The sequence below is a fragment of the Corynebacterium sp. HMSC065D07 genome (assembly GCF_001810695.1).
GTDB lineage: Bacteria > Actinomycetota > Actinomycetes > Mycobacteriales > Mycobacteriaceae > Corynebacterium > Corynebacterium hesseae.
Genome location: NZ_KV802471.1, coordinates 343790 through 366040, shown reverse-complemented (window position 1 = coordinate 366040; position 22251 = coordinate 343790). Strand labels below are relative to the sequence as shown.

18 protein-coding genes, 1 tRNA gene and 2 pseudogenes are annotated in these 22251 nt (G+C 60.9%); 4 read left to right on the top strand and 17 right to left on the bottom strand.

What is annotated here, in order from left to right:
* Positions 1–36: 36 nt before the first annotated feature.
* The 5 genes from HMPREF2760_RS10750 to HMPREF2760_RS10730 all read right to left on the bottom strand — a co-directional run bounded on the left by HMPREF2760_RS10750 (position 37) and on the right by HMPREF2760_RS10730 (position 4417).
* Positions 37–411, bottom strand: coding sequence for a hypothetical protein (locus tag HMPREF2760_RS10750; protein ID WP_070524705.1), 375 nt, complete (start codon positions 409–411; stop codon positions 37–39).
* Positions 412–540: 129 nt separating this feature from the next.
* The gene (locus HMPREF2760_RS10745; protein ID WP_070524707.1) at positions 541–1029 is read right to left on the bottom strand and encodes a ferritin; all 489 of its coding nucleotides are present in this window, start codon (positions 1027–1029) and stop codon (positions 541–543) included.
* 228 nt (positions 1030–1257) lie between these two features.
* Positions 1258–2040 (bottom strand): HtaA domain-containing protein, encoded by a 783-nt coding sequence (locus HMPREF2760_RS10740; protein ID WP_083299245.1) that lies wholly within the window; start codon positions 2038–2040, stop codon positions 1258–1260.
* A 126-nt stretch (positions 2041–2166) separates the two neighbouring features.
* Entirely contained in the window at positions 2167–2829 is a 663-nt protein-coding gene (locus HMPREF2760_RS10735; RefSeq protein WP_180963879.1) for a biliverdin-producing heme oxygenase, read from the bottom strand.
* A gap of 178 nt (positions 2830–3007) precedes the next feature.
* A complete protein-coding gene (locus tag HMPREF2760_RS10730; RefSeq protein ID WP_070524759.1) occupies positions 3008–4417 on the bottom strand; it encodes a SulP family inorganic anion transporter in 1410 nt (469 codons plus the stop codon).
* A 348-nt stretch (positions 4418–4765) separates the two neighbouring features.
* Here HMPREF2760_RS10730 and HMPREF2760_RS10725 point away from each other — a divergent pair, with 348 nt between their 5' ends.
* Positions 4766–5941 (top strand): esterase/lipase family protein, encoded by a 1176-nt coding sequence (locus HMPREF2760_RS10725; protein WP_070524711.1) that lies wholly within the window; start codon positions 4766–4768, stop codon positions 5939–5941.
* A 15-nt stretch (positions 5942–5956) separates the two neighbouring features.
* On the opposite strand, the gene HMPREF2760_RS10720 is transcribed toward HMPREF2760_RS10725, so the two are convergent.
* Genes HMPREF2760_RS10720 through HMPREF2760_RS10700 form a run of 5 tightly spaced genes read right to left on the bottom strand, consistent with a single transcriptional unit; the run spans position 5957 to position 11846 of the window.
* A complete protein-coding gene (locus tag HMPREF2760_RS10720) occupies positions 5957–7015 on the bottom strand; it encodes an HtaA domain-containing protein (RefSeq protein WP_070524713.1) in 1059 nt (352 codons plus the stop codon).
* Between the two features lie 3 nt (positions 7016–7018).
* Entirely contained in the window at positions 7019–7825 is an 807-nt protein-coding gene (locus HMPREF2760_RS10715) for a heme ABC transporter ATP-binding protein (protein ID WP_070524714.1), read from the bottom strand.
* Entirely contained in the window at positions 7825–8868 is a 1044-nt protein-coding gene (locus tag HMPREF2760_RS10710; protein ID WP_180963883.1) for a FecCD family ABC transporter permease, read from the bottom strand. The genes HMPREF2760_RS10715 and HMPREF2760_RS10710 overlap by 1 nt, the downstream gene beginning before the upstream one ends.
* Positions 8861–9919, bottom strand: a complete 1059-nt coding sequence (locus HMPREF2760_RS10705) for a heme/hemin ABC transporter substrate-binding protein (protein ID WP_070532438.1) — start codon at positions 9917–9919, stop codon at positions 8861–8863. The genes HMPREF2760_RS10710 and HMPREF2760_RS10705 overlap by 8 nt, the downstream gene beginning before the upstream one ends.
* A gap of 43 nt (positions 9920–9962) precedes the next feature.
* Positions 9963–11846: an HtaA domain-containing protein gene (locus HMPREF2760_RS10700; RefSeq protein WP_070524721.1), complete on the bottom strand. Its 1884-nt coding sequence runs from the start codon at positions 11844–11846 to the stop codon at positions 9963–9965.
* A 125-nt stretch (positions 11847–11971) separates the two neighbouring features.
* Between HMPREF2760_RS10700 and HMPREF2760_RS10695 the strand changes: the two genes are divergently transcribed.
* Entirely contained in the window at positions 11972–12493 is a 522-nt protein-coding gene (locus HMPREF2760_RS10695) for a hypothetical protein (RefSeq protein WP_070524723.1), read from the top strand.
* An 18-nt stretch (positions 12494–12511) separates the two neighbouring features.
* Here the strand turns inward: HMPREF2760_RS10695 and HMPREF2760_RS10690 are convergent.
* From HMPREF2760_RS10690 to HMPREF2760_RS10665, 7 genes and pseudogenes are all read right to left on the bottom strand, one after another.
* Positions 12512–12922, bottom strand: a pseudogene (locus HMPREF2760_RS10690) (Sir2 family NAD-dependent protein deacetylase); the annotation flags it as partial.
* Complete coding sequence (locus HMPREF2760_RS10685; RefSeq protein ID WP_070524725.1) at positions 12820–13596, bottom strand: type I restriction endonuclease; 777 nt, start codon at positions 13594–13596, stop codon at positions 12820–12822. The gene HMPREF2760_RS10685 and the pseudogene HMPREF2760_RS10690, both read right to left, overlap by 103 nt.
* 9 nt (positions 13597–13605) lie before the next feature.
* Positions 13606–14253 (bottom strand): restriction endonuclease subunit S, encoded by a 648-nt coding sequence (locus HMPREF2760_RS13120; protein WP_227485839.1) that lies wholly within the window; start codon positions 14251–14253, stop codon positions 13606–13608.
* 90 nt (positions 14254–14343) lie between these two features.
* Entirely contained in the window at positions 14344–14832 is a 489-nt protein-coding gene (locus HMPREF2760_RS13115; RefSeq protein ID WP_232748495.1) for a restriction endonuclease subunit S, read from the bottom strand.
* 7 nt (positions 14833–14839) lie between these two features.
* Positions 14840–17380 (bottom strand): annotated as a pseudogene (locus HMPREF2760_RS10675) (type I restriction-modification system subunit M); the annotation flags it as partial.
* Between the two features lie 168 nt (positions 17381–17548).
* A tRNA-Met gene (locus HMPREF2760_RS10670) sits at positions 17549–17625 on the bottom strand.
* A 157-nt stretch (positions 17626–17782) separates the two neighbouring features.
* Positions 17783–20761 carry a UPF0182 family protein gene (locus HMPREF2760_RS10665; RefSeq protein WP_070597329.1) on the bottom strand — a complete coding sequence of 993 codons (2979 nt, stop codon included), beginning with the start codon at positions 20759–20761 and terminating at the stop codon, positions 17783–17785.
* A 123-nt stretch (positions 20762–20884) separates the two neighbouring features.
* On the opposite strand from HMPREF2760_RS10665, the gene HMPREF2760_RS10660 reads away from it, so the two are divergent.
* Positions 20885–21475 (top strand): PPA1309 family protein, encoded by a 591-nt coding sequence (locus tag HMPREF2760_RS10660; RefSeq protein WP_070597328.1) that lies wholly within the window; start codon positions 20885–20887, stop codon positions 21473–21475.
* Between the two features lie 93 nt (positions 21476–21568).
* A complete protein-coding gene (locus HMPREF2760_RS10655; protein WP_070597324.1) occupies positions 21569–22249 on the top strand; it encodes a beta-N-acetylglucosaminidase in 681 nt (226 codons plus the stop codon).
* Positions 22250–22251: the final 2 nt, after the last annotated feature.

Sequence of the window (22251 nt, the reverse complement as noted above, 5' to 3'; positions counted from 1 at the left end):
GAAAGCCGCGCAGACTCGTCCCAAAACGACAGAGTTCTAGAAACGGAACAAGCGTCCGGGCAGCCCCGTGGGCACGAGCAGCACCGCCACGGCACCCAGCGCCGCGCCTCCTGCATACAGCGGCACAATGGCGTCCGGAATGATGCCGAGCGGCGTGAAGATCACCAAGCCCACGGCGGCAAGCACGAGCGCGCCGCCGACTGACGCAATGGACTTCTGCGGCAGGCTCACCGCGATGAGCGCAGCAAAAAGAAAGAGACCCGCCCCCGCGAAGGGCCCCAGCATGAGTGCCGCACCAAGCAGAAAAGTGCCGAGCGCAACGTGCGTACTGCTCAACGCCATGCCGACGCCCAAGGCGACGGCGAGCGCGAGGAGCACGACCACGGTCCAGGTTTTCTGCTTCATAGACATATAAAACGCAGTCTCCCACCAACCATGGGGTTGGTGGGAGATATTAGGACAATCTTGATGGGTTTGTTACCGCATGGTCACTGTCCCTTGACCTTTGTGTATTAGCTAGGCCTTGATGGCCACGCGTGACTACTTTGCGCGGGAGCCCAGAGTGGCGTCGATGCGCAGGAGGCCGGAGCCATCGTTGCCCACGAGCTTGATCTGGTCAATAATCTCGGTGACGGTGTCCTCTTCCTCAATCTGCTCGTCGAGGAACCAGTTCACGATCTGGCGGGACTCAAGGTCCTTCACCTCATCAGCGGTACGAGCGATCTCGCGGATCTGCTCGGAGACCTTCTGCTCGTGTGCGTAGGCAGCCTCGAAAGCGTCGAGCGGGGTCGCGGCCTTCACAGACGGAACCGGGACATCGGTGAGCTCCACGCGGTAACCGCGTGCGAGGAGGTGGTTGGCAAACTTCTGAGCGTGCTCGCGCTCCTCCGCAGCCTGAGCGTAGAACCAGTCACGCATGCCCGGGAAGGAAAGATCATCCATCTCGTAGGCCAGCTGGGTGTAGATGAGGGCGGCGCCGTGCTCGTTAATAACCTGTGCGTTCAGCAGGCTCTGCAGCTTCTCGTTCATTGAATATCCTTGCCTTTCGGTACCTGTTCAATAGGTAAATTTCTGTCTTTTCCGACGGCTATCCAACGGGTTTCCGGCGGTATAGTCTCCCATAATACAGATATTCAAAAATGCCGCTAGCTAGGTTAGGGTTCCCAAACATGCAGGCCAAAGACAATTTTGGTCACGGTAACCTAAGTTACCGCAACCTGATCAACGCCCGAATCCACACAAACGGAAGCAATCGAACTAGAGTCGGATGCCCGCCCGCTTGAGCGCATCAAGCACCAAAGGCATCCCTGCCACCGCGGTACCCACGAGCGCCACAACGCCCGCAATCACCCCCACGAGGATGCCGATACCCTCGCTCGACGGTTCCTCCGAGCTCAGCGTTCCCAACTGCGCGGAAGCCCGGGCAAGTCCCGTCGACTTATGCCCCTCGACTACCCCGGCATCCTTGCCATCAGCGAAGTCCAGCACGAGATCAACGTCGCCGCCCTCAAGTATCTGACCTTCCTTATAGCGCAGTAGCGAGCCCTCCAGGCCTGCACCCGCGGTGGCCTGGCGATCCTGCGCGCTCACATCGGTCCCAACCGCGATGGGGGCATCGAGGGTGAACGTGACCAGCACGTCATCATCGCCATCCCTGTCGACCTGCGCGCCCTTATCGCCCGGATCCCCGGACAAAACGTAGTCTCCAACGAGCTCGACCTTCGTGCCTTGCACCTGCAGCTTGAGATCTGAGTAGGTGAGATCGAGGCCGGCCGAGCCGCCCGCGCCCAGGCCTTTGTAGGCCACGATATGCGCCGAACCGTCAAGGACGATGGTGCCGTTGCCGTCCGCATCTAACGTCGTCTCAGCGACGTTGACCGGAAAGAGCAGCTGATTGTCCTTATACGTCGCCCCATCCGTGGTCGTCCAACGGCCAGCTGCCATTGGGCCAGCAAGATGCTCCATAAATGAGGTCTTGATGGGCCAGGCGAATGTACCCGCCGTCAGGTCCTGCGTTGCAGCAGTAGCCGGAACAGCCATTGCAGAGACGATAAGAGCAGATGCGAGAGAAGCAGAAGAGATTTTCTTCACGCGACAGACCTCCAGGTCACTTTAGAAATACAGATAAAACAAGAAGGGGGAAGAGAGGAAATAGTGAACCCGGCGCTACGCTGCGCCCGGATACAGCTTCGCTAGCTCGGCGAAGACTGCCGAGTTACACGCGAAGGCGGCCTGTGCCTCGGCGATGAGAGCGGCACGCTGGGCATCAGAAAGCGCGAGCTCGTCGAGCGCCTTGCGGTACGCGCTGCGGTAGGGCGGAATCTTGCCAATCGCCGCGAAGTTATAGAAATTGAGCGCATCCGGGTCGATACCGTAGAGAGCCCCCAGGCGCGCGGCAATAACCTGCCCACCCGAGATATCGCCAAGGTAGCGCACGTAGTGGTGAGCAACGACCCGGGGCTCCGATCCCGGCGTATCGAGCGATTCCAGGCGCGCGACGTAGCGTGCGGTGGCGGGAAGGATACGCACCTCGTCGCGCCACTGCGGGCCGTACATTTCCGCGAGGTCGAGTTCCAGCGCATCGCGGCGTTCCAACCGGGGGTCGGCCACCGCTCCGGCGATGCGAGTATCCGCTACCGTGCGGACCGCGCGCTCAAGCGCCTCATAGATAAACCACAACTGCCCAGTAAAGGTGGCGAGTGCCTCTGCGCTGAGCTCACCCGCCATCAAGCGGGTCATAAAATCTGAGCCCTCTGCGCTGGCGTGCGCTCGCGCGGTTTCCTCACGCAGCATCTGCGAAAGCGGCGTCGTGGTCATGGCAACGGTCATGGCCAAATTCCTCCTGATTAAGTAACGCTTGCCTAACCTTAATGTGGATAGTCTAAACAAGGCAAGCCTTACATATCAAGACCTATGCCATACTTCATGCCCACAGTGACGCATATTCGACCGAAAGTATGACTAATCGTCGCACCCCCATGCTCAGCGCACATCTCTCCCCCAGGTTTTAGTCCCCCAAATTGCCCGAGAGCCGGTCGAGGCGCTGCTGACTGACCGGATCAAGACCCCGAATATCCACGGTCACGCCGCGCTGCGCGTATTTCTCACGCACCGCATCCAGCGTCGCCACAGTCGAGGCATCCCATACCTGCGCAGCCGACATGTCGATATCGACCTCAGAGACTCCCAGCGTGTAGTCAAAGGAATAGACAAGGTCGTTGGACGAAGCAAAGAAAAGCTGGCCGGTGACGCGGTACGCGGCGCGGGTGGCATCGGAAGCAACGAGCTCGACCTGGGTGAGGTGCGCGACGCGACGCGCGAACGCAATCATGGCCGTGAGCACGCCGGCGATGACGCCGACCGCCAGGTTGTGAGTAACCAATGTCCCCACAACCGTCACGAGCATGACCAGCGTTTCCGACAGCGGCATGCGGTGGATGGTGCGCACCGAGTGCCAATCCACCGTGTCCGCGGCGACGAGGATCATGACGGCGACAAGCGCAGTCATGGGAATCGCACCCACGGTATCGCCCAACACAAGGATGAGAATGAGGAGGAAGATGCCAGCGAGCAGGCTCGACAGGCGCGTGCGAGCACCAGAAGCTTTGACGCCAATCATCGTCTGGCCAATCATCGCACACACGCCCATGCCGCCGATGCTCGCCGCAAGGACGTTGCCAATACCCTGACCGAGGGACTCGCGCGTTTTATCCGAGTGGCTGTCCGTAATGTCGTCGACAAGTTTGGCTGTGAGCAGCGACTCCATGAGGCCGACGAGGGCCACGCCTACCGCGTACGGGCCGATGAGCGTGAGCGTGTCGAGCGTGAGCGGCACGTCAGGGAAAACGAAGCCCGGCAGGCTCGTGGGTAGCTCGCCTTGGTCCGCGACGTCCGGAATGTCCCAGCGGAAGACGACGACGAGCACTGTGATGACGAGGATCGTGATGAGCGGGGCGGGGACGACCTCCGTGAGCCTCGGCCACAGAAGCATGATGACCACACCGAGCGCCACGAGGGGATAGACGATCCACGGGACGTGCATGAGGTGCGGCAGCTGCGCGGTAAACATCATGATGCCCAACGCGTTGACGAAGCCAGTCATAACGGAGCGCGGGATAAAACGCATGAGCTTGGCGACCCCGAGGAAAGCGAGAACGATCTGCAGGACTCCCGCCAGCAGCACCGCCGCGAGGACGTACTGCAGACCGTGGGAGGCAGACAAGGGAGCAATGACCAACGCGACCGAGCCGGCCGCGGCGGAGATCATGGCAGGACGACCACCAGTAAAGGAGATGGAGATTGCCATGATGACGGACGCGAAGAGTCCAACGCGTGGATCCAGCCCCGCCAGGATCGAAAAGCTTAAGACCTCGGGGATAAGCGCGAGGGCGACGGCGAGGCCGCCGAAGACTTCCATGCGCAGGCGCGCGGGGGAAGAAAAGACGTAGCGAAAGCTCGCGAGCACGCCGGTAGGCGCAGGAATTTGGGCTCGTCCCCCAACTACCACTTCCAGAGATAAACGAAGGCCCGTCAGCTGCGCGCTGACGGGCCTTCTCCCCATGACTAATCTTTCGGCACTTACCGTGAGAAGGAAGTGGAGCGCGACCTTCCTAGTAAGCAACCGCCCGTGATTAGGCAAGGCTTAGTTTATAAACCTTTAGTTGGATGGTCAAGGGGGAACGAGAACTTTCTCCCGCGATCCCGCGAAATATCACCGTTACCACTAATAATTCCGAAAAATTAATGTATCGCGGCACGAAATAGGATGAGAGTTATGGCAACAGATTCGTTCAAAGAACCGCTCAAAGAACTCGAAACCCTCATCTCCGAGGGACTCGGGCGGTTCTGGCGTTCAGACCCGACTCCCCCTTCCGTCAGCTACGACGCCACCGAAGGCCTGCCGGAGACACCGGCGGCGGAACAAGTTTCAGACTCTCCGCGCCACGGCATTACCACCCCTGCGCCCGCTAACGCCTTGCGCGAGGAAGTGGCCGACGAAATCGCCGAGCTATTGCGTGCCGAGCGCCGCAGCTTCTTCGACCTCGACTTTCGCCATCCACGCGGGTCCGCAGGCGACGACCACGAGGCAGAGACCGCGGCACGCCTGGCATCGCTACCGCTCGGCGCACGCCTGAAGCCACGCGGCGTTTTCGAAGACGACTGGGCAGCGCGCCCGGATGAAGACCACCCATGGCCCATCATTCTCATCCACGGGACGACGGATACGAAAGGCGTATGGCAGCTGCTCGGCTCCGAGCTGCGCGAGGACGGCTGGACCGTGTTCGCACCGGACTATGGCGCCCGCGCCACCGGCCCCATCGCCGCCTCCGCCGATCAGGTCGGCGCGTATATCGACGCGGTCCAAGCCGTCACCGGCGCGGAACAGGTCGTGCTCATCGGACACTCTCAAGTCGGTATCGTCGCCCGCTACTGGATGCATAACCACGATGCGGTGGACCGCGTGCGCCACATCATCTGCCTGTCGGCGCCCAACCACGGCACCACCCAAGGTGGAATCGTCAGCTCGTTGATTTCCAGCCGCCGCCAAGAACACGTCATGCGCTCCATCATCGACGCTTACTTCGGCCCAGCCGGCATGGAACAAATCGTGGGCAGCGCGACGCTGGAGGAGCTCAACCGCAACGGTGACCTGGCCCCCGGTGTGAGCTACACGTGCGTGGCCACTAAGCAAGACTCCATCGTCGTGCCGCCGGAAACCTGTTTCTTGGATCCCGGCGACACTCCCGACGGAACGGTGCGCAATGTCTATGTGCAAGACGTCGACAAACGCGCCGTCGTCTCACACATGGATATGCCCATGGACAAGCGCGTGCGCGCCATCGTGCGCACGGTGCTCAAACAGCTCTCCCCCACCCTGGACAATCCTCACGACGCCCAAAGCCACGCCCTTGCCAACGCGGGTCACGCCGACTCGGAATAGACCCGTGCAGGTTCGCTAACGCAGGCGCGCCAGCAGGGGATTAAGAACGCCGGACTGCACGATGGCGCCGCCGATGACCGCAAACATGCCGCCCAGAGCGGTCAGCGCCAACACGATATTCCACACGTTGGAAAAAGAAGAGCCTTCTTCGCCCTTGTTATCCGTGCCGCCTTGGTTCTGATCCCGCCCCTTTTCCGGCTTCTTCTCTGGGTCCTTCTCAGGAGTCTTTCCTTGGTCTCCTGCCTGGTCCTTGCCCTGCTCGTCGCGGCCCGGCTCGTCCTGCTCCCCTGGGGTGGTCTCGGTGCCCTCATCGGCAGGACCCACACACTCGGACGCGGTCTTCAAGGTCACCTGTGCATCATCAAGTTCCGGCTTGTAGCTCTCGTTGTACATGCCCATGAAGATCACGTCGATACCCTCGATGTGCTGGATCTTCGACTCGCGATCGTAGTAGGTACCCGCCTTCGGCTTGTACGTCACGTCGGTCGCATTCAGCGTGAGCATATCGCCGTCCTTCGACCATGCGGCATTGCCCTCAGCGAAGGTATCCGTGCCCGACTTCTTGTTTTCTTCCGTGCGGTCCTCCGGGGTGTATTCCGTCATGCCCTTGCCCGGCACGTAGTAGCCCTCGTAGGACGTGCCCGCCTTTGCCTGCCCTGCCTCCGTGAGGACATAAGGCGAGAGCATCTTGGTGTACAGCGCACCGTGGTGGCCCTCAAACTCCAGCGTCGAATCCTTGGTTCGAATATCGGCTTTCGTGACGGTGCCGTCTTCGCCCAGGCTCACCGAGGACGCAGAAGGATCCACCTCGAAGTGGAACTGAAAGTCTGCTCCGCCTTTGTTACCCTCGTCCTGCGTTACCGCGCCGGACGTGGTCCACCCACCCCTCGCGATGGGGCCGGTGATGTAGTTGCGGAAAGATTCCTTGATGCCCCAATTCACAGTTCCGGAGACAATGCGGGTCTCCAGGGTCTGGCCAGGGGCGCAGGTGGGGGCATCGGCAGCAAAGGCTGCCGGAACGGTCAGCGCCGAGGCGGTCAGCGCCAGCGCGAGAGAAGAAGAGACAATACGCATGAGTTAAGACTCCTTAAGTAGATCGACAAAAGACTGCTCGGGATCGGCGACCTGACATCGCGCGGGATGGACTGAGATGTGGCCGTCTGCCTTGCTCACCTGGATGGGCCAGCGATAGACCTGCGACAAAATCTCGTCGGTGTAGACCTCGCGCACCGGGCCGGCGGCGGCAACTGCCCCGTCTGCTAGGCACACGATGTGATCGCAATAGGCCGCAGCGGCGCCCAAATCGTGGAGTACCACCAGCACCGCCACTCCAGCCTGCGCCGCGATCGAGCGCACCAATCCCAAGACTTGTTCTTGGTGGCGGATGTCCAGCGCCGCAGTCGGCTCATCGAGAAGAATCACCGGGGTCTGCTGCGCCAGTACACGGGCCAACGCCACACGCGCACGCTCCCCGCCAGAGAGCGTGGCAATATCGCGGCCGGCCAAGTGCGTCGCATCCACCGCCGCAAGCGCTGCGTCGATGATCGCGTCGTCCTCGGCCTGCCTGGCGGTGCCCTCCCAAGGGCGCCGGCCCATGGCCACTACATCACGCACGAGAAACTGGAAGGACACAGTAACGTCCTGCAGCATCACCGCACGCGCACGGGCCAACGCCCCTGGGGAGGACACCGCCGGATCCTGCCCCACGAGGGAAACGGAACCGGTGTAATCAATATCGCCGGCGATGGCCGCCAGCAGCGTGGACTTGCCCGCACCATTCGGGCCGATGAGGCCGGTGACCTCCCCTGGGCGGGCGACAAAGGAGACATCGGAAAGCAGGTTCCGCTCGCCGATCGAAACGGAAAGATTCGCAACGTTAATCATCAATGCATTCCCTTCTTCATCATCCGGCGCAACAGCACGAAGAAGGTGGGGCCACCCACGAGCGCGGTAAAGATACCGATGGGAAGGTCGGCGAAAGGAATGAGCGTGCGCGCAGCGACGTCGGCAAAGCCAATGAGTACGGCGCCCGCCACCGCAGAGGCCGGCAGCAAGACCCTGTTTTCTGGGCCGATGATCGTACGCAGCAGGTGCGGCACGATAAGGCCGACGAACCCAATAAGTCCGGCGAAAGCAACTGCGCCGGCGGTAAGGATCGCCGAGGCAGCGATGGCGATAATGCGCAGTCGCTTGACGTCGACGCCAGTGTGTTCCGCGGCGCGCTCGCCCAGCGCGAGCACATCTAGCTGGCGGCCAAGACGCAGCGCAATGGCCATCCCGAGGAGGGCGATGGGGAGGCCCACCCACACGTGTTTCCACTGGGAACCGTTGAGCGAACCCATTTGCCAAAAGATGATTTGCTCGCGGTTCGCGGTAGGCGCCAGGTACATCATGAAGGAGATGATGGCGTTGCACACCGCGTTGATAGCAATGCCGGTCAGGATCAGATTGACCACCGCCACACGCCCTCGTGAGCGCGCCAACTGGTAGATCAGCGCGGTAACCAGCAGCGCCGTAGCAAACGCCGCGAGCGGCACCGTGAAGGTACCCAGGACGGAGATATTAAAGACGATTACCACGGCCGCGCCTACACCGGCACCGGAGGTCACGCCCACGATGGAGGGCTCAGCCAGCGGGTTGGCGAACACGGCCTGCATGAGCGTGCCCGCCACTCCCAAGCACGCGCCGACCAAGAAACCGAGCAGAATGCGCGGCAGGCGGATCTGCCACACGACGTTGGCCGTCAAGCCACCGCCAGGGCCCGCGGCCATAATCTGCACCAAGTCACCCAGCGCGACGTAGTACTGCCCCAGCGCAAGCGACAGGATGAAGGCGACACCAAGCAGCACCCCAAGCGATACGAATACACCAACCCGCAGGCGGGAGCGCCGAGCGAAAACCTCCGTGGGGGCCGCCGGTTTAAGCATTGTCTGGGTCATAGATTGCCTGCGCAAGTTTGAGAAGGGTCTGTCCGGTCAAGGGCCCGAAGGCGAGCGATTGCCCGTCTGGGATGGTCACGATCCGCTGCTTTTGGCCCGCGGTGGTTTGTGCAATGCCGGGGCGCTCGAGGAGGCCTTCGACGCCGCCGGTCGACTCCAGGCCGCCCGTCATCATGATGATGACCTCAGGGTTAATCTTTGCCAAAGATTCGGCGTTGGCAGGTTCGGCGTAAGAGAGGTGGTATTCGGTGCCGAGGTCTACGCCGCCCACACCCTCAATGAGGTCCTTGGCACCCGTGCCTTCTCCCATGATGAAGAAGATGCCGCCGTTGCCGCGCGCGTAGAGGAACGCCATGCGCATTGGCTCCTCCGGCACGATGTCTGCGATGGCCGCCTTATCTTTTTCGATTTCTTCGACGGAGCGGTTGGCCAGCGTTTCGCCTTCGTCTGGCAGACCCACGACCGCGGCCAGGTTTGTGATGTCCTCGGCCACCGAGTCAATGGTGCGTTTCGGCTCCATGACCACGGTGGTCACCCCTGCGGCGCGAATCTGGTCGATGGCGTCGCGTGGGCCGATCGAATGATCGACGATGACCAGCGTGGGCCGGAGTTCGAGCACGGCTTCCACGTTGATGTTGTGTCCGCCCTGGGTCACGACGGGGCGATCGGCGATAGCGTTTTCCGTCGACGACACCGTGCGACCCACGATATTGTCCGTAAGCCCTAGGCCCTCGAGGGTTTTCGTATACGTACCGTAGAGATCCAATGCCACGATTCGGGACACATCCGTAACGGAGACGTCGTAGCCGTCAGCATCCGTGAGCTCTACCGGCAGCGCGGGAGTAGGCGACTCCGCCACCGCGACGACATCCTCGAAGTCCGTCACATTCGACACACCCGTAAACGAGCGCGGGTCTTTGGCCGACTGCGCGTCTGGGAGGGCGTCGCGCAGCTGCGCGTCTTGGGATTCATAGGCGCCTTGGACGCCGCACCCTGTGAGGGCGAAGACACACGCCAACGCCACCAAAAGTCGTTTCATGCGAAACGTATCCTTTCTCAAGTCTTGGGTAACAAGGGGTGCGCTACGCCGGGTTGCGCAGGACGACGGAGCCCATGGAACCGCCGGCGATGGCGAGGCCTGCGATAAGCAGCAGGAGCCACGTGCTCGCCTCCGGCGAGGAGCCCGCGGCCGCGGCCTTCTTGATCTGGAAGTTGCCGCTGCCGTCTTCATAACCAGACGTGCTCGTGCCGGCCGCGGCCTGCGGGCCGTCTCCCGCAGAGCTTTCCGATGCCGCCCGCTTTGCCGCCGCAGCGCTCTGACCGCCGGAGGTCGTCGCCGCACCAGTGTGTGCCGTAGTTCCGCTCGCCCCGGCGCAGTCCCCGGATCCGCCAAGTTGTGCATGCAACGAAAGCGGATCAAGGGTCGTGCCCGGCTCATAGAAATTCGCGAACGCATCATTGCCCGCTGCGGTCAGCGTGACGGTGGCTTCGCCGTCGACGGCGGAGTCACTCACGTCGAGCAGGCTAAACGACACGTCTCCGAGCACCGTGCGTCCAAAGTCCTTGCGCTCGCCCTCCATGTTGGAGGAACGCACGTCGGCGATGAGTTGACCGCTCGTCCCGTTGAACCGGACTTCCAGGTTCGCGATATTGAGATCGAGGACTCCGTTGTGGCCGGTAAAATGCATAGCGCCGCCGTAGCGGATGGAACCTGACTGCGCCGCAGTATCCACATCTCCGCCGGTGCCCGTGAACTGGAAACGCGAGTTGTCGTACCCTACGCCGTCGAGCGTCCAGGCGCCCTTGGCGATGGAGCCGGTGATATACGACTGGAAGGACTTCTTGACACCCCACTCGGCGGTCGCAGCCTGCACGCCCGTGGCTACGCAGGTTTCTGACTGCCCATCACTAGCCGCGGACCCGGGGTCCTGTGGCCGCGCGGTTCTTGTGGTTCCAGTAGCACCAGTAGTGCCGGAAGTACCCGAAGTACTGCCCGAAGTACTACCCGAAGTGCTCGAAGTACTACCCGAAGCACCCGAAGGGCTCGCGGTGCCCGAAGTGTTGGCTCCCGACGCGCCTGAACCACTCGTGGTGCTAGTGGTAGTGCTGGTGGTCGTGCCCGTGGCGGCTTCCGTGCGAGAACGGAAGGATTCTAGCTGGTCTAGGAAGGACTCCGTGTTGCCCATGAAGGTGGTCAGGCCATTCATGGTGTCGTTCGTTTCCTTCAGAATCGCCATGGCTTCTGCATTGCGACCAGTAAACGTGCCCGAGATTGTCCCCAAGGACTTCGAACCGCTGCCTGAACCGCCAGAGGACCCGCCGCAGCTGCCATCCGTGGCCACGGTCCCTGACGAGGGGTCCATCGACTGTCCCGACTCATAGGCAATGAAGAGTTTGTGTCCTTCGTCGGTGAGCGTGACGTCGCCGGAAAGGTCGAGCGTGTGCGCGGACGCGTCGACGGGTTGATCTAGATCGATCCCCGCGATGACCACGTTATCGCCGGTAATCTGCGGGCCGCGTGCGGACTTATCCACCATGTCAGATTCATAAGAGACGTAATCCACCACGATCGCCGCCCGGTTGCCGGAGGCCTGAATCTGCCAGTCTGTCAGCGTCATATCCAACAGATCGTCGCCGCCGTAGTTGTGTCCAGTGAAGTGGATGACGCCGCCGAAGGGGACGGTGACGGTATCGCCGTTTACGGAAGCCTTGCCCGGAGTGAAGGTAAAAGCACCGTCTGCGCCGGTTTCGGAACCGGTAAAACCAATGCCGTCCGTTTCCCACTGGCCCTTGGCGACTTGGCCTTGGATATAGCTTCGGTAGGACTGCTTAATGCCCCAATTCCAGGAGCAAGTGCCGGCAGCCGAGGCGACAGGAGCGTTGAGCGCGACCGAAGGGAGTGCGATGAGAGTACTGGCAGCAAGAGTGCCCAATATTCGACGGAGAATCACGGAGAGAGTCCTCATGAAGTATTGATGCGATGAACAAAAAGAATCAGAAGTTAGGCTACACATACCTAAGCAGTTTTGTATAGGCTATACTAACCTAGATTAGGTAAGCAACCCCCAACAAAGGACACCCTCATTCGGTCATGACATCGTCGTCTACCAGCGCCTTCAAAAATCTGTATCCCGACGTAGACCCCACGCGTGGGCTACCTCTCAGCGTCTCCGAGCGCCTTGCGCTGTCTCTCGCGCTCGCGATTGCAGCTTATGGAGCCGTCACCGCAGACATGCTCGTTGCAGGCGCCGGCGTGGCCTTCACCCTCATCGCCTCGGTGCTGCAACAGCACAAGACCGCGCGTCGGATTCGCTCCGAAGCGCGCACTCGCTTCCCCGGCGAAGACTGGGCCGAATACCGCGCCACGCGGCGGCTCAACCTCGGCGTCCTAGTCCCCTTGTGGGTCTGCATCATCATCGCCTTGTGCGCGGCCGGATACTGGTTCGTGCCGCTCGAATATGCAACTCCCGCCGCCATCGTCATCGCGGTTCTCGTTGCCCTGCTCGCCTGGTTCATGCCAGGCATCAGCCCCCTGTGGCGAGGCAAGCAGACCGATCCCCCGGCACCAGAGAAAAACACCGACACCGCAGTCATGTACTTCGAGAAGCTTTAGGCCTGCCGTACCCCAGCCTTACACATCAAGCAGATCCAGTAGCTCATCAAAAGCCGGCGCTACCTGCGTGCGCCACAGCGTCGTCGCCTTCGGGTCGCCGCGTCCGGGGCCGCCGTTCACCACAGAGACCTCTTTGCCCTGCTTGAGCGCGTCGAGCATGAAGCGATAGCCACTCATCACGGCGAGCGACGAACCGGCGACAAGCAGCGAGCGCGAGTCCGCAAGCAGCGCACGCGCGGCGTCCCGCCGCTCCACCGGAACCGGCTCGCCGAAGTAGACGACGTCCGGCTTGAGCAGCTCCGAACCGCAGCGGACGCACGGCGCCATCACGAACTCGTCGACCGCCTGCTGCGACAGCGCGACGTCGCCGTCCGGGTTAACTTCATCCGCGCGCACGACCCAGCGCTCCAGATAGCCCGGATTCGCGGCTCGTTGTTGAAGTCTGCCCAGTGGAAGAAGTAGTCCGGGTTGAACTTGCCTGCGCCCGGGTTGGCGAAGTAGATCGTCTCTTCTGGGGTCATGGCGACGAAGATTTGCACCAGTGAGAAGATTCCCTGGTAGACGCCCTCGTGGGCGTACTTGGCTATCTGGTTCGCACCTTGGGAGACCGGCACGCCGGAGCGCTTCAGCTCGATGTGGAAGACCGGCATACCGTTAATGAGCAGCATCAAGTCGCCACGTCGGGTGGGCAGCAGCTCATTGGCGGTCTGGAAGCGCGGCTGGACGGCAATCTGGTAGCGCGACTGGCCACCGGCAATCTCTAGGCGATCGTAGATTTTCAGGCTAACCTCAGAGCCGAAGTTGGCGGCCTGCGGTGCATCTCGGGTAATGGTCACGGTGCTACCGTTGATGAACTCGTTGAGCGCCAGCGGCGTACGCAGGTTGTTGACCTGCTCGATGATTTGCGCCATCTCGCCCTCGGTGAGCGGCACGTCGCCAAGCAGGTTACGGCCCCGGTTGTTGGCGTAAAGAATGTTCGCCCAGTTGTCGATGAGCTGCTGCTCTGTCGGGAAGCGCAGCAACTCCTTGCTCCAGCCGTGGCGGGTTAGCAGGTCGATGAGTACCGCCTCGAACTCAGCCTCAGAACGAAATGGTGTGGTCATAGCTGCTCCTTAGATGAACATCCGTTGCAGCAGCGCCGCCTTGGCCTGCTTAAGGGACTCGATGTACTTGGCCTCGGTAGCAATGAGCGTGTCCAGCCGTGTGAACACTGCACCGATGGCCTGTTGTTCTTCAAGGGTGGGTGGAATGGTAGCCGCCGCCTCTGCCAAGTGACGGGCGTTCAGTGACGGCAAAGCACCGCTCTGAGTGAATCGGGTCAGGTCCACCGTCTTGAGGTAGGTATCGGCAAACTGAACATCCCAAGATTTGGTGTCCAAGGAAAACGCCATGAGATTGTTGTCGAGGAGGAATGTATCGGTAGCGAGTCTTTTGCGCCCTAGGAAGACAGCAGCACCAACCTTGGCGAACAGAATCGCAGGTACAGCTGTTACAGGCACCCAGTGATTACGAACAATCTGTTCCTCCGTCACATAGTGGTTGGCGGAGCGCAGTTGCAGCTCATTCCCTGGTGCGGAGAGGTCCGATACCTTGTAGAAAGGTAGGCCTGCTTCCCCGCCTTGTTCACGTTCCGGGAATCCGACGCCTGACTTGAACGAGCCGAGTTCACCCAGTGTTGTCGTCTTCCACTCACCGTCGAAGCCCTCCAGCCGCAACTCCGGCACCGTCTGCCCCTCCTCCTGCGGGAACATCCGTTGCATGAGAGCAGTTTTGGCCTGCTGCAGGGCCTGGTGCTTCTTGGTGTGCTGGTTGATGGCATCGTCGAGGTTGGTGAAGATAGCGCCGATGGCCTACTGTTCTTCGAGAGCGGGCGGGAAATAAACAGCCTGATTGAACAGCTCAGTCTTCGTGATACCTTTGATGGTGCTACCCTGCAGCTGGTCAGCGAGTCCCTCCATACGCCGCTTAACAGTAAGAGCGATGTATTCAGGGTCACCGGAAAGGTCTGATAGCGATACAAAGTCCTGGCTGGTGGCGTAAGGGAACGGCATAAAAGAGACCTTGCCAACGCCAACACGAGTGACGACTGCAACAGAGTCGGCAGGAATCTGCATAGCAGCAGAGCGTGAAATAGCTTCCTCGGTGATGTGCTTACGAGGGGCGACCGGGGCGACCCCCTGCTCCGCAACATCAGAGGATTGAATCCAAGGGATGTCCCCGGACCAGTAGCCCGGTTCATCGCTAGATGGCGTACCGCCACCGTAAGTCCTTTCGCTGAGGTCTCCAATGGCTTTCAATTCCCACTCACCATCGAAGCCCTCCAGGCGCAGTGCGGGCACGTTGTGACTATGCATCGCGACCACCGCCCAGCAGCTCCTGGAGTGCAGCCACGGCCTGCATGTCGGCGGCGTTGCCGGTAAGCCCGCTCAGTAGGCCAGCGAGTTCTTGCTCCGTCTCGCGAATCTTCACGTCGAGGTCGGTCAGCGCGACGGCGTACTTGTCGTGCAGCGCCTGGACGCGGCCGGCCAGGCCTGCAAGCACGTGACCAGGGATTTCGCGCAGGTCATCCATAAGTGAAGTAATCCACTTGGCGGTGAGCACCTCATCGACCTGCGCTTCGGTAAGCGCTTCAATGGTCGCGTAGGTGTCTTTCTCCAACTGCTCTTGCGCAGCCTTGAGGTTCTTCTTGAGCTTGTCCCGCTGGGCGATAAGTGCCTTGGCGCTGAGCATGGCAGCCTCAGTGCTGTCCTCCGGCCAGGTCTCGCCCTTGGCCAGCTTCGGCAGGTCCTTGATGGCCTTGTTCAGCTCGGTCTTCTTGAAGGCGTCCTGCTTGTCGTTAAGTATCTCGGTCAGGTCGGTCTTGTCGACTTCGCTTAAGCCCTCGACAAGCTGTGTTAGCTCAGATACAGCTGTGTCCACGTCGCGACTTAGCTGCGTTACCTGGTCCTTCTGTTGCGCCAGGTAGAAGGTCTGCACCAACTCGTTGGGAGCAACGCGCCCGTCCCATCCGATTTGGACATAGACCTTTTTCTTTTCCTTGGTCTTCCACTCCATCACGGGGTGGTTGACCCGCAGGGCATCGAAGCCTTCGGTCTGGATGACTTCTAGGTCACCGGCGGTTTTGACCCAGCTGTCATGCAGTACCTGGTAGCCCTCGTAGGCATCAACCAACGGTACAGGGTCGAGTCGGTCGAACAGGTCTGCCTTAAGCTGGTCCTCGGTGGTGGTAATGGGCACGGTGGCCGCGCCGTCCACCAGCAGCGCGTGCAGCTTCTCCGGGAGGTCGGATAGTGCAGCGTCAACCTGGTTACGCAGTGCCTGGGCTGCAGGGTGCTTGTCGATGGTCTCGCGCAGGTTGGCGGTCTTCAGCTCCGCGTAGCCTTCTACCTTCTCGGTGAACAGCGCCTCACGCAGTCCCGGTAGGGCGGTCCAGTAGTGCTCCAAGGCGGCAATCTCACTGGTGGGGATGCCGCCGTGCATGGTGGCGTACAGGTCTACAGACTCTGGCGGCAGGGTGGCGGACACGTAGCGCGGGATGTTGAGGTTGTGGTCGTTGGCACGAATCTCGTCGCGGGTCACGACCTTAGCGAAGTGTGGCACGTCAACGCGGTTGCGGACGGCATCGACGATGCGCTGGATGTCGCGGGCACGCAGGTGGTTGTACTTACCCTGCTTGATGAAGCCCTGCGAGGCGTCGATGAACAGCACGTCATCGCGGTCACGTTCTTGCTTGAGCACCATGATGATGGTCGCGATACCGGTGCCGTAGAAGATGTTGGAAGGCAGGCCGATAATGGCATCGATGTGGTTGGCCTCGATGAGATTGCGGCGGATGTCGGCCTCCGAGCTGCCACGGAACAGCACGCCGTGCGGCAGGACGATGGTGAGGATACCGTCGGGTTTGACGTGGAACAGCTCATGCAGCAAGAAGGCGTAGTCGGCCTTGGTCTTCGGAGCTAGACCAAACCGTGCGAATCGCGGGTCAGCCTCGTTGCCTTCGGGTTCCCACTTCTGGGAGTAGGGCGGGTCGGAGACTACGGCGTCCACATAGAGCGGCTGGTAGGTCTGTACCGGGTCGAACTCGTCGAACATCGGCCAGTCATGGGCCAAGCTGTCACCGTTGCGGGCGACGATGTTGTCCGCCTTCACGCCGCGCATGACCAGGTTCATGCGGGTGAGGTTGTAGGTGTTCTCGCGCAGCTCCTGGGCGAAGTACTTAATACGGTCTGGGTCCCCCATGCGCTTGGCGACGGCATGGCCGATGTTAAGCAGCAGGGAGCCAGAGCCGGAGGTCGGGTCGTAAATCTGAATCTCGTCGCGGTCCTTGAGGTGGTCAGCGACGATGTTGCTCATGATGAGCGAGACCTCATGCGGGGTGTAGAACTCGCCTGCCTTCTTGCCCGCGTTAGCCGCGAACTTCTCGATGAGGTACTCGTAGATGTATCCCAGCACGTCATAGCCCTGCTTGCCATCAGTGGGGATGTCATCGATAAGGTCCAGTAGCTTCTTGATGGCTGAGGTACGGGCAGCGTCGGTTGTGCCCAGCTTCGACAGGCTGGTGTCCAGGGTGTTAAGGATGCCCTCGAAGACGTGCTTGTGCTCCGGGGCGATGTTGCGCTTGAAGGTAGCCAGGCCGTCGCGCACGTGAGCGATGGAAAAGTCGTTACCCATGTCCCGCCACGTCGAGTACAGGTTCTCGTAAGTGAGGAAGTAGCCCAAGTTGTTACGCACCAGGGCCACGGTGTCAGTGTCGGTCTCAACGAGCGCATCGGGCAGGTCTTCCGGTTCAGCGTCGTTATTGAGCATGAACTGCTCTACTTGGTCGGACAGGAACTTATAGAAGATGAAGCCGAGAATGTAGTCCTTGTAATCCTGCGCTTCGATCTTTGAGCGTACCGACGATACCGTACAGCGAGAAGATTTTACTTTCTAAGTGCATGGCTTGGGGGGAGCGGCGAAGTCCTACGTGGTGCAGGATTCAAAGCCCCAAATGGCGATTCCAGCACAAAACAGAAAAGGCCCCTACCGGTGTTTCCACTGGTAGGGGCGGGAAGTTGGTAGCGGGGGCAGGATTCGAACCTACGACCTCTGGGTTATGAGCCCAGCGAGCTACCGAGCTGCTCCACCCCGCGTCGAGATGTACTTCCGAACATCAAGCGCTTCAGCACACTGTGGTTAATCACTGGGATTGTTACCCCGTGTGCCGGCGACTCATGTAACTATACAGACGCCATGGCGCCTACCCAAATCCCCTGGGCAGGCGCCATTTTTCTGGACTATGCGGAGCTACTACTGAGACTGCAGCGAGCGGTACTCCTCCACTGCCTTGTCCAGCTCGTCCAAGGCCTTGCCGTACTCCTCAAAGGAACCGTTCTTAGCCTTGTCCACGCCATCGAGAGCCTTGTTGATGGCGTCGATAGCCTCGCCTTCACTCGATGCCTTCGGAGCGGAGGCCGGTGCGGAAGCGTCGGAGTCCTTGGAGTCAGCCGCATCCTTCTTGTCACCGCCAGCGTTTCCGGCCTGGTCACCGTCCTTGCCGGTATCGCCTTCGATCTCCGTAATGTTCTGAGCGGCCTTCGGGTCGATTCCAACCTGGTCGAGGGCCTCACCGATGGTCGGGGCATAGCCCACACGGCCCTTGTAAGAGACCAGCACGCGCAACAGCTTCGGGAACGCGGACTCTTGGCCCTTACGTTGCGAGTAAATCGGCTCGAGGTAGAGGATCTCCCCATCCCCCACCGGCAGCGCCAAGAGGTTACCGTTCTTCAGGTCATTCGAGCCCTGCCACAGCGTGCGGTCACGCGCCACCTGGTCGGAAGACATCATCGCGTCCTGTGCCTGCTTCGGGCCCTGGGTCTGGGTATTCGTCGGCAGCACGCGCACGGTGATGTTGCCGTAATTGTCCGGGTCAGAGGACACCGCCATGTGTGCGGAGAGGAACTGACGGTTCAGGCCACGGTAGGAAGTGATGAGCTGGAAGCTCGGCTTCTTGGTCTCCGGGTCGGCTGCCAACACGTAGTACGGCGGCTGGTTCAGTCCCTGAGATTCACCGGCGGTGGGGTCCTCCGGCACGGACCAGAAGGCATCGTTGTTGAAGAAGACGCCCGGGTCATCCACGTGGTACTTGGCCAGCAGATTGCGCTGCACCTTGAACATGTCCTCCGGGTAGCGCAGGTGCTGACGCAGCTCGTCGGAGATCTCCGACTCTGGCTTGACGACGCCCGGGAACACACCCTCCCACGCCTTGAGCACGGGGTCCTCGGTGTCGAACTCGTAGAGATCGACGGTGCCATCGTAGGCGTCGACAGTCGCCTTGACCGAGTTGCGGATGTAGCCCACCTGGTCGTTGACCAAGCGCTGCGTCGTGCCCGTCGGGTTCTGAGTGTCCTGGGTGGTCTCCGTCAGGGAGGTGCGCTGCGAGTACGGCAAGGAATCCAGCGTGGTGTAACCGTCCACGACCCACTTGACGCGGCCGTCGATAACCGCCGGGTAGGTGGAGGAATCCGTGGTCAGCCATGGGGCGACCTTCTCCACGCGCTCGCGCGGATCGCGGTCATAGAGCAGCTTGGATTCCGAGCCAACACGGTCCGAGAGTAGGAAGTTTAGCTCCTGGTATTTCAGGGCGTAGGCGGTGCGGTCGACGATGTTTCCGATGTCTACGCCGCCCTTACCGTCGTAGGTGTAAGTGGAGGTATCGGTATCGTATTCCACCGGCTTATCGCCGGTCTTGCCCACGATGGCGTAATCCATGCCGTCCTGTGCGCTAGCGATCACAGGGCCGAAGTAGGTGCGCGGCTGGTCTACCTTGATGCCAAGGGATTCCTCAGCGTTCTTGGTCTCGCCCTCGCCTTCGGCGTCCTTGCCCGCCTGGGTCTGCAGGTCAGCAACAGTGAAGATGGGGAAACCACCGCGGGCGGAACCGGCATCTCGAGCCACCTCATCGACGGTATTTGCCTGCGCGGCGATAAAGCCGTTGCCGTGGGTGTACACGGTGTGGCGGTTGATCCAGTTCTGCTGGTTCTCCTGCAGCTCGTTGGGATCCAGCTCGCGCGCGGCAACCACGAAGTCACGCAGCTCACCGTCGATTTCATAGCGGTCCATCGCCAGCGTCTCTGGGAAGCCATAGAAGTTCTTCAGCTGCTGCATCTGGGTGAACGTCGGCGCCAAAATGTCCGGGTCCAGCAGGCGCAGGTTGGAAATGGTGGAGTCATCGGAGGCGACCTTGTCATCGGAGACGTCGTCAGCACCCCAGTTCTCCTCGTAGGTCACCTTGTCATCGGTGAGGCCATAAGCAAAACGCGTGGACTCAATGTTGCGGGAGATGGACTCCGCCTCTTTAGCCTGGCGGTTCGGGTTCACGGAGAAGCGCTCCATGATGAGCGGCCAGCCCTGACCAATAACCAAGGAAGACAGCACCATGAGCACCACGGCCAGGCCGGGGATGCGCAAGTCCTTGATCACGACGGCAGAGAAAATCGCCACGGCCACGAACACGCCGATGATCATGAGAATGATCTTCGCCGGCAGGTAGGCGTTGATATCCGTGTAGGAACCACCCGTAAACAGCGAGTGCTGGTTATACAGCAACTCATAGCGGCCCAGCCAGTATCCAGCCACCTGAAGCAGCATCCAGATTCCGGCGGTCACGGCAAGTTGAGTGCGCGCCGACTTCGACAGCGAACCACGCACACCCGAGGCGCGGTTACCCAGGCGAATGCCACCGAGAATGTAATGCCCCACGAGTGCGATGAGGAAGCACACGGCAACCAGCATGGAAGCAGCGCTGACCAGCATCGACCACACCGGCAGGCGGAAGGCGTAGAAGCCGAGATCGTGGTTGAACTGCGGGTCCGTCACCCCAAAATCGTGGGAGTTCAGAAAGAGCATGACGGTGCGCCAATTTGCCTGGCCCAGCAGGCCAGAGACAACACCAACGAGGACCGGGATGACCTTGAGGAAGACCCTCATCGTGCTTTCAATGGATTTGCGATATTGATAAACCGGGGAATTGAAATCCGCCATGTCCATCGAATCGCCGCGCCCACGCCAGACAATGAGCCCCGCTACGTAGGTGACGGCCGCCGCCACTAGTCCGAAGAGGACGAAGAGCACGATGCGCATGATCAGGGTCTTGGTGAAGACCCCGCGGTACTCAATCGCGCCGAACCACTTCCAATCCGTATAGAAGCCCACGAGCATGGGGCCAATGAACAAGAGGACCGCGATGATGGCGACAACCCACGAGAGAAACTTGGGCGGACGTTTCATCGGGGCGGTGGGTCGGTTGAGTCCGGAAGCCAACTCCAGCTCCAATCAAGTGTCGTGCGAATATAGAGGTATCAAGCTTCTAGTCTAGAGAAGCACTATGACCGTCAACGAACAAGGACGCTTATGAGTTCCCAACCTTCCTCCCAGCCCGCTGTACACCGCGCGCTCAACAAGGCCATGCGCGAGGCCGTGGATTTCATCCACGCCGAGGGTTGGGATGCACCTCCTACCCTTTTTGCTCTCGTCCCCACTGAGCTGGTGGCCGCACAGCTCGGTGACGTCGATGACTCCTCTCCCCTCACCCTCGTGGTGCAGGAATTGCCGGAGGGCATCGAGCCGGGCTCGGAGCACCTCGCGGACTACGTCTCGCGGCTGGCGTGGCCGCGGGAGATCGCCGGCGTCATCCTGGCACAGGAGATCATGTTCAAGGACACCGCGGACGCCGCGCTTGGCGACGCCCGCCCCGCGCGCCTCTTCTCCGGAGTCCTGCGGGCTACCGCCATGGCCAGCAGTTCCACAGCCGATTCGGAGGATATCGACGAGGACGGCGCCGAACTCACGCTTCTTCAGCTGCGCCCCACGGAGGAGGAACTGGCAGAAGCTGGCCCCTTCGTGCAGGACGATATTCAGCTGCGCGGCGGCCCGAACGTGGCACCGGGGGTCATCGCCGCCCTGCGCTACGGATTGGAGCAAGATCCGGAGGAGATGCTCTAATCGGCTCAACCTCTCATCGACTAAACTCAGTCTGCAGTGGCCATTAACGCTCAGCTCTCGGGGCTGGGCACGGAATCGATAGAGGAGTCTCTCGTGCGCTTGACATCTCGCTTCACCGCCGCAGCATCGGCCGTGCTTGCCACCGGCTGCCTGCTCACCGCATGTGGGAAGGACGATGCCCCCTCCCCTGAACCAGCACCTGCAAGCGAGGCAACCACCGTAGCCGGGGAGAAAACCAGCGCGCCGGCCCCGGCGACGTCCGCCGAGGAATCCGAGACGACCTCTCCTGCCGCATCCGAGACTGAGACCAGCTCGGGCGCGGAGGATGAATCCTCAACCCGCAGCTCCGCCGACCGAAAAGACAAAGACAAGGACTCCAGCGAGTCCGCTGAGCCCAGTGGCAAGTTCACCGACTCTGTGGAGCAGGCTTATGAGATCTTCGGTGGGCTCGTCCCGGAGGAGATCTTCGCTCAATTCGACCGCTGCGATCCCAACGGCGTGACGGATTCCTTCAACTGCTCCGGTTCCGAGGTGGGACAGTTCCAGTTCTTCAAGTCCAAGACCAAAGCTTCCCAGACCACTCAGGTTCTCACCGAGCTGCGCAGCTCCCGTGTCATCGAGGACAGTGGCAACCGCGTGGTGGGCTGGTCCATGCTGGGTAACACGGCCATCCTCACCGTCGTGGACAACGACGAAGGCCTCATCATGCAGCAGATGATCTCCACGGACCAGGACGATCCGGAAGAGCGCCTCAAGGAACTTGGCCTAGTCTAAGG

Bases quoted from the DNA above. Each gene is read 5' to 3' on its own strand.
- HMPREF2760_RS10720 (WP_070524713.1), bottom strand. From the start codon at position 7,015: ATGCGTATTGTCTCTTCTTCTCTCGCGCTGGCGCTGACCGCCTCGGCG.
- HMPREF2760_RS10740 (WP_083299245.1), bottom strand. From the start codon at position 2,040: ATGGCTGTTCCGGCTACTGCTGCAACGCAGGACCTGACGGCGGGTACA.
- HMPREF2760_RS10750 (WP_070524705.1), bottom strand. From the start codon at position 411: ATGTCTATGAAGCAGAAAACCTGGACCGTGGTCGTGCTCCTCGCGCTC.
- HMPREF2760_RS10730 (WP_070524759.1), bottom strand. From the start codon at position 4,417: ATGGAAGTCTTCGGCGGCCTCGCCGTCGCCCTCGCGCTTATCCCCGAG.
- HMPREF2760_RS10710 (WP_180963883.1), bottom strand. From the start codon at position 8,868: ATGCTTAAACCGGCGGCCCCCACGGAGGTTTTCGCTCGGCGCTCCCGC.
- HMPREF2760_RS10735 (WP_180963879.1), bottom strand. From the start codon at position 2,829: ATGACCGTTGCCATGACCACGACGCCGCTTTCGCAGATGCTGCGTGAG.
- HMPREF2760_RS13120 (WP_227485839.1), bottom strand. From the start codon at position 14,253: ATGCAACGGATGTTCCCGCAGGAGGAGGGGCAGACGGTGCCGGAGTTG.
- HMPREF2760_RS10725 (WP_070524711.1), top strand. From the start codon at position 4,766: ATGAGAGTTATGGCAACAGATTCGTTCAAAGAACCGCTCAAAGAACTC.
- HMPREF2760_RS10705 (WP_070532438.1), bottom strand. From the start codon at position 9,919: ATGAAACGACTTTTGGTGGCGTTGGCGTGTGTCTTCGCCCTCACAGGG.
- HMPREF2760_RS10695 (WP_070524723.1), top strand. From the start codon at position 11,972: ATGACATCGTCGTCTACCAGCGCCTTCAAAAATCTGTATCCCGACGTA.
- HMPREF2760_RS10660 (WP_070597328.1), top strand. From the start codon at position 20,885: ATGAGTTCCCAACCTTCCTCCCAGCCCGCTGTACACCGCGCGCTCAAC.
- HMPREF2760_RS10665 (WP_070597329.1), bottom strand. From the start codon at position 20,761: ATGAAACGTCCGCCCAAGTTTCTCTCGTGGGTTGTCGCCATCATCGCG.
- HMPREF2760_RS10685 (WP_070524725.1), bottom strand. From the start codon at position 13,596: ATGACCACACCATTTCGTTCTGAGGCTGAGTTCGAGGCGGTACTCATC.
- HMPREF2760_RS10700 (WP_070524721.1), bottom strand. From the start codon at position 11,846: ATGAGGACTCTCTCCGTGATTCTCCGTCGAATATTGGGCACTCTTGCT.
- HMPREF2760_RS10745 (WP_070524707.1), bottom strand. From the start codon at position 1,029: ATGAACGAGAAGCTGCAGAGCCTGCTGAACGCACAGGTTATTAACGAG.
- HMPREF2760_RS10715 (WP_070524714.1), bottom strand. From the start codon at position 7,825: ATGATTAACGTTGCGAATCTTTCCGTTTCGATCGGCGAGCGGAACCTG.